Origin of the sequence: Candidatus Sarmatiella mevalonica (genome assembly GCF_016751895.1) — a bacterium.
Taxonomy (GTDB): domain Bacteria; phylum Pseudomonadota; class Alphaproteobacteria; order Rickettsiales; family Rickettsiaceae; genus Sarmatiella; species Sarmatiella mevalonica.
On the sequence record NZ_JACVVM010000082.1, the window covers coordinates 1 to 4,417 of the forward strand.

Here is a 4,417-nt window from a genome sequence, read left to right on the forward strand (position 1 = left end):
TTACTTGCCGCTTGATGCTAAAATAGACCTCTTTCGAAACTCGCTCATGATGAGCAAATGCGAGGAGTATACGAAGCACAGAGCCGCAGCGTACATGAAGTACGTGAGGACTTGCGCATCGGAGCGACGAAGCAGTTGCCATCAGGAGTAGAGTTAGGAAAGAGGTCTAATAATCACGAACAACCTTCTTCACCCTTCACATTGGCTAATTGTTAATTAAATACTTACGCAAGAGGTCTTTTCTATCATTAGGCGATATATTCTCACTTACGCAACAGGTCTATTATAGTCAAAAAACGAATCAGAGTAGCAAATGTGATAGCTGAGTCAAAAATTTCCGTATCTTATCTCATAGATATCGCAATACAAGGAGAGGATATAACCTCCAATTTAAATTTAATATTATTGATGGGATTGTAAATTTGAGAAAGGCTTCTTGAATCAACAGACAGTTTGTTAGATAAAAACATCATATATTGATCTATGCGCCTAGATTTCCTAACGCAAAATTTGCACTTCATCGACTTATGTAGCCGGTCTTCTCCTGAGATCTTACTTACGCAGCAGGTCTGGATAAATCTTGACTATCAATCTAACTTCTTAATCGCATCTCACTCCTATCCTTTGTAGTTCATACGAAGAGTTCTGCATTTGCTGCATACTATACCTCAAAAAACTTTGATTTTCTTTCCTTTTCTCAAACCTTGCTAAATATAAGACTTGAGGTTCCAAATTTTTCGCATAAGCTAAAAAATCAACGCCCTCCTCAAACATTTCTTGTTTTATACTATCTTCCTGATCAGCTTCTTCGAGATGCAAAAGCAGATATACCATCTCTGATTGCACAAAATCTAACTGCTGCCCATCGTTATTCATGCCTCCTTGAGTGGTAGAAGCGATAATATCTTGTATTATTTGTTCATCACTAACCGCTGCATCTCTCTCTTGTTGTGCTCTAATCTCATTTTCTTTAACTTGCTGTTCAAGAACATTAACAACCTTACTCTGAATATCTTGATTAATATTACGCTGCGTTCGTTTAACCCGAACCTTCACATTGACTGACGGATTATCATTAGACTGCTCAATGCTTTGATTCATGTCATTTTGCCCATCACTTTTAGCGCCATCGCCAACATCACCACGAGCATTGTTCTTAGAGCTGTCAGCAACTTGAATATTGACACTTTGATTACTAGTAGAAGAATTAGAAGAAGATGCAACGCCATTCATGCTATCACGCACGTCGGCAGTATTGCTACCATTTTCTTTACTACGCGCACCTTTAGTTACAACTTTCACGCCTACTCCTGCCGCCATACCATCACCAGACTCTCTAGTAGTTACAGCCACTTGAGATTGAGCTTGAGTTTGGTCTCGCATATCTACACCACCCGAAGATCGATCTTCATTTTGAGTAGTCACATCTGCCATATATTGCTCTCGATCGCCCACCGCACTAGTGGTTTGCAGGTCTGCGGCATTACTAGTTTGCTCAGCACCAGAAACATCTGGTGTTTGGTTATCATTAATATTCTGACTAGGCATATTCGTCGCGCCCTCATCATTCACAAACTGCTGTCCAGACTGCAAATTACCATCACTGTTTGAATTCTGTTGAGTACCAAATCCATCAGTCGTTTGTTCTGTATACTCATTACCATACGACTCTACATCTGCTGGTATTGGCGTTTGATTTGTGCCGCTTGAAGCAATTTCTTGTCCTACATTCACATCCATTGCGTCACCCCCAACATCTTGCAAATTACCACCGGAAATATTATTATCCGTCTGTGCTTGATTTACACCCCCCTCATCACTCGCCACTGGTTGAAAGAAATCTGTCTTCGCCTCGGGCATAGTTTTTGTCGTAAAAAAGAGATTCTTAATCTTATCAAAAAAACCAACGTTCTTAGTTTTCTTCTTATCCATTGTATCATCAACTTGTTGTACGCTAGGTAATTCTGGTTGATTCGCCATCATTTCGTTCACATTCAGCGCAGCTGACATCATGGCGCAAATAAAAAACAATTTAATAAATTGCATGAATACACCTTGCAAGCAAAAACTTATGAATAAATTTAACATATACTTAAATTATAAACTCTATAAACTCAAAACCTCAGTTTTCGTTTCTATCTTTCGCTGATTTTCTCTATTCTCCCTGTTCAATTAGATTTTTATATTACTCTTTTATCAATCTTTTTAATTCACGCTCTAATACCTCTTTCACTAAAATAGGAAAATGTCTATCAAGCCAAGAAGTAACATATGGTTGAACCAATTCTAATATTAATTCTTCCAAAGTACGCCCCTGCCCTACTGCCTGTAAATCCTTCCTTTGTAGTATTTTATTTTTAAAATCCTTAATCATTTCACTCGTATCGCAAGACATATCGTGCGCAATTTTATTCTCACCCCTTTCTGATTTGTTTGTAATATACTCTCCATCTCGTTGGTTGACTTGTCGATTCTTTGCTTTGCATGTCAACTCCAACGGCTCCTCTTCGCAATCCGCGCTGACCGAGTTCATATCTTGCACTTTACAAGACCGTTCGTTTATTCTCATTTTTGACACGCTGCTATCAGAGTTTTTTTGCTTTACCTTCACGTTATCTAATTCATCATGTTCTAAATTAGATATAACCGGGGAGTTAATGATATTTCTTATTCTATCCGCAATTTCGTTTACTGATAAACCGTCTCTTCCCTGAAATTCCTTAAACATAACACTAATACCCTATAAGTTTACTTTTAATTCTATTAAATTCTTTGTCTGGATTAAAATAAGTAGCGTCTAATTTTAATACTTGAGCGTTCAATTGACTCATCAATGCCTTAATTTGAAAATAATTACCAGCATATTCAGTAAACGCTCTAATTTTCGTCACTTTCGCCTCATTTAACCTCCTTTGGGTAATTAAAACATCCAAGATAGATTTTGAGCCCAGCAACTGCTCTTGTACAGTACCATCGTAAGCAATTTGCGCAGCATTGACGGCGTCTTGTGCCGCCCGCATACGCGCCCTGCTAGCTTGAAAACTTTGCCAGGCACTTCTGCATTTAGCTTCGTTCTCTTTAATACTGTTGTCTAAAAATGAAATAGCCTTATTTTGAGATATTTTAGCCACCCTAATTTTAGAATACTCTAACCCTCCTTTAGAATAAATAGGTAGCGTTGCATTAATTCTAGTAGCTATTGCATTAGAACTTTGCTGCCCGGCTAATTGGTCGTATTGGTAAAGTTTTCCGGCATCTACCACGAAATTCACTTGTGGTAATAATGCGCCTTTTGCAGCCTTTAAAGCATATTGTGCCACCTGAATTTTGCTCCTAAAATATTGAATTTCAAAATCAAAGTTTCTCGATACATTCAAAAATTCTTCGTATGTTTGCGGCAAATCATCAAGAATCTGTGGAGTTACTAAGCTTGTTGGTTGCAAACCTATCGCTTTAATAAAATGAGCATTGGCATCTATCTCATTAGCCTGCGCCTGAAAAAAATCAGCTTCATTTTGGGCAACGGCGGCCTTGGCGCTTTCTAGGTCAATCTTATTAGTTTCACCAGCCTTAAACTGCGCCTCCACAGCTTTCAGGTTCACTCTACTATCTTGCAAACTTATTTGAGCCACCGACACAGCCTCTTTGGTTTGTATGCAGTTCAGATATGCTCTAATAGCATCTAATAAAATTTTCTGTTCGGAAGCATATAGTCTTGCCTTGGAAGATTTAAACTCATATTCAGCCGCAGTTAAGCTAAACACGCTAGACCCACCACTAAACAAAGACTGATCTAACCTCAAGCCACTAAGTTCTTGAGCCGACTTTAACTTACGAGACTCTTCTACTTTATCGAAATTAGCATTAATGTTAGGTAGAAACTGCGCTCTAGCTTGAGCAAAAGATTCTATCTCCTGCAAGAAATCATCTTGCGCCAACTTGATATTATCATTAGTGTTGTATGCGCTACTCAATGCTTGATGCAAATTAATTTGTGCATGCGCTTGAGAAACATGAAGTAATAACTCTACGCAAAAAACAATTATGGACAGGCGATGCCGCGATAATACTTTTGTCATCATTATAACAATCGGTTTAAAAGATTAAATGTGAGAAAATAAAATAAATTATGATTTAGTCATACTAAGATATATTAAAGCAATCCATGTTCTAATCAAGAATTTTCTTCAGCAATCAATAAATAACAGAATCATCACAACCAATGAAAAGAATAGTTAAACAAGAAGATATGCATCGAGTAGCAAAATATCTCGTAAACAATCATCAAAGCCCATGCTTAATATTATTAGATGGGGAAATGGGTAGTGGCAAAACTTTTTTATGCCAAGAGATTATTAAACTAATGATTCCAGATGTTATAGTTACGAGCCCAACATTTAATTTGCTACAAATATAT

At 37.6% G+C, this 4,417-nt stretch carries 5 protein-coding genes; 2 read left to right on the forward strand and 3 right to left on the reverse strand.

The features are described 5' to 3' along the window. The first annotated feature begins 57 nt into the window (after positions 1–57). On the forward strand, positions 58–216 hold the full coding sequence (locus Sarmat_RS05950) for a hypothetical protein (RefSeq protein WP_202149504.1): 159 nt from the start codon (positions 58–60) through the stop codon (positions 214–216). A 384-nt stretch (positions 217–600) separates the two neighbouring features. Here the strand turns inward: Sarmat_RS05950 and Sarmat_RS05955 are convergent, their stop codons facing one another. The 3 genes from Sarmat_RS05955 to Sarmat_RS05965 all read right to left on the reverse strand — a co-directional run bounded on the left by Sarmat_RS05955 (position 601) and on the right by Sarmat_RS05965 (position 4,079). After that, positions 601–2,046, reverse strand: a complete 1,446-nt coding sequence (locus Sarmat_RS05955) for a hypothetical protein (RefSeq protein ID WP_202149862.1) — start codon at positions 2,044–2,046, stop codon at positions 601–603. 139 nt (positions 2,047–2,185) lie between these two features. After that, the gene (locus tag Sarmat_RS05960; RefSeq protein ID WP_202149863.1) at positions 2,186–2,728 is read right to left on the reverse strand and encodes a DUF2497 domain-containing protein; all 543 of its coding nucleotides are present in this window, start codon (positions 2,726–2,728) and stop codon (positions 2,186–2,188) included. Between the two features lie 4 nt (positions 2,729–2,732). Next, positions 2,733–4,079 carry a TolC family protein gene (locus tag Sarmat_RS05965; RefSeq protein WP_202149864.1) on the reverse strand — a complete coding sequence of 449 codons (1,347 nt, stop codon included), beginning with the start codon at positions 4,077–4,079 and terminating at the stop codon, positions 2,733–2,735. 143 nt (positions 4,080–4,222) lie between these two features. Here Sarmat_RS05965 and Sarmat_RS05970 point away from each other — a divergent pair. Then, positions 4,223–4,417 (forward strand): tRNA (adenosine(37)-N6)-threonylcarbamoyltransferase complex ATPase subunit type 1 TsaE (locus Sarmat_RS05970; protein ID WP_202149865.1); only part of this gene is annotated, 195 nt, incomplete at its 3' end.

What these genes read in the sequence shown, in the direction of transcription:
- Sarmat_RS05950 (WP_202149504.1), top strand. Translation starts at nt 58, where the DNA reads ATGCGAGGAGTATACGAAGCACAGAGCCGCAGCGTACATGAAGTACGT.
- Sarmat_RS05955 (WP_202149862.1), bottom strand. Translation starts at nt 2,046, where the DNA reads ATGCAATTTATTAAATTGTTTTTTATTTGCGCCATGATGTCAGCTGCG.
- Sarmat_RS05960 (WP_202149863.1), bottom strand. Translation starts at nt 2,728, where the DNA reads ATGTTTAAGGAATTTCAGGGAAGAGACGGTTTATCAGTAAACGAAATT.
- Sarmat_RS05965 (WP_202149864.1), bottom strand. Translation starts at nt 4,079, where the DNA reads ATGACAAAAGTATTATCGCGGCATCGCCTGTCCATAATTGTTTTTTGC.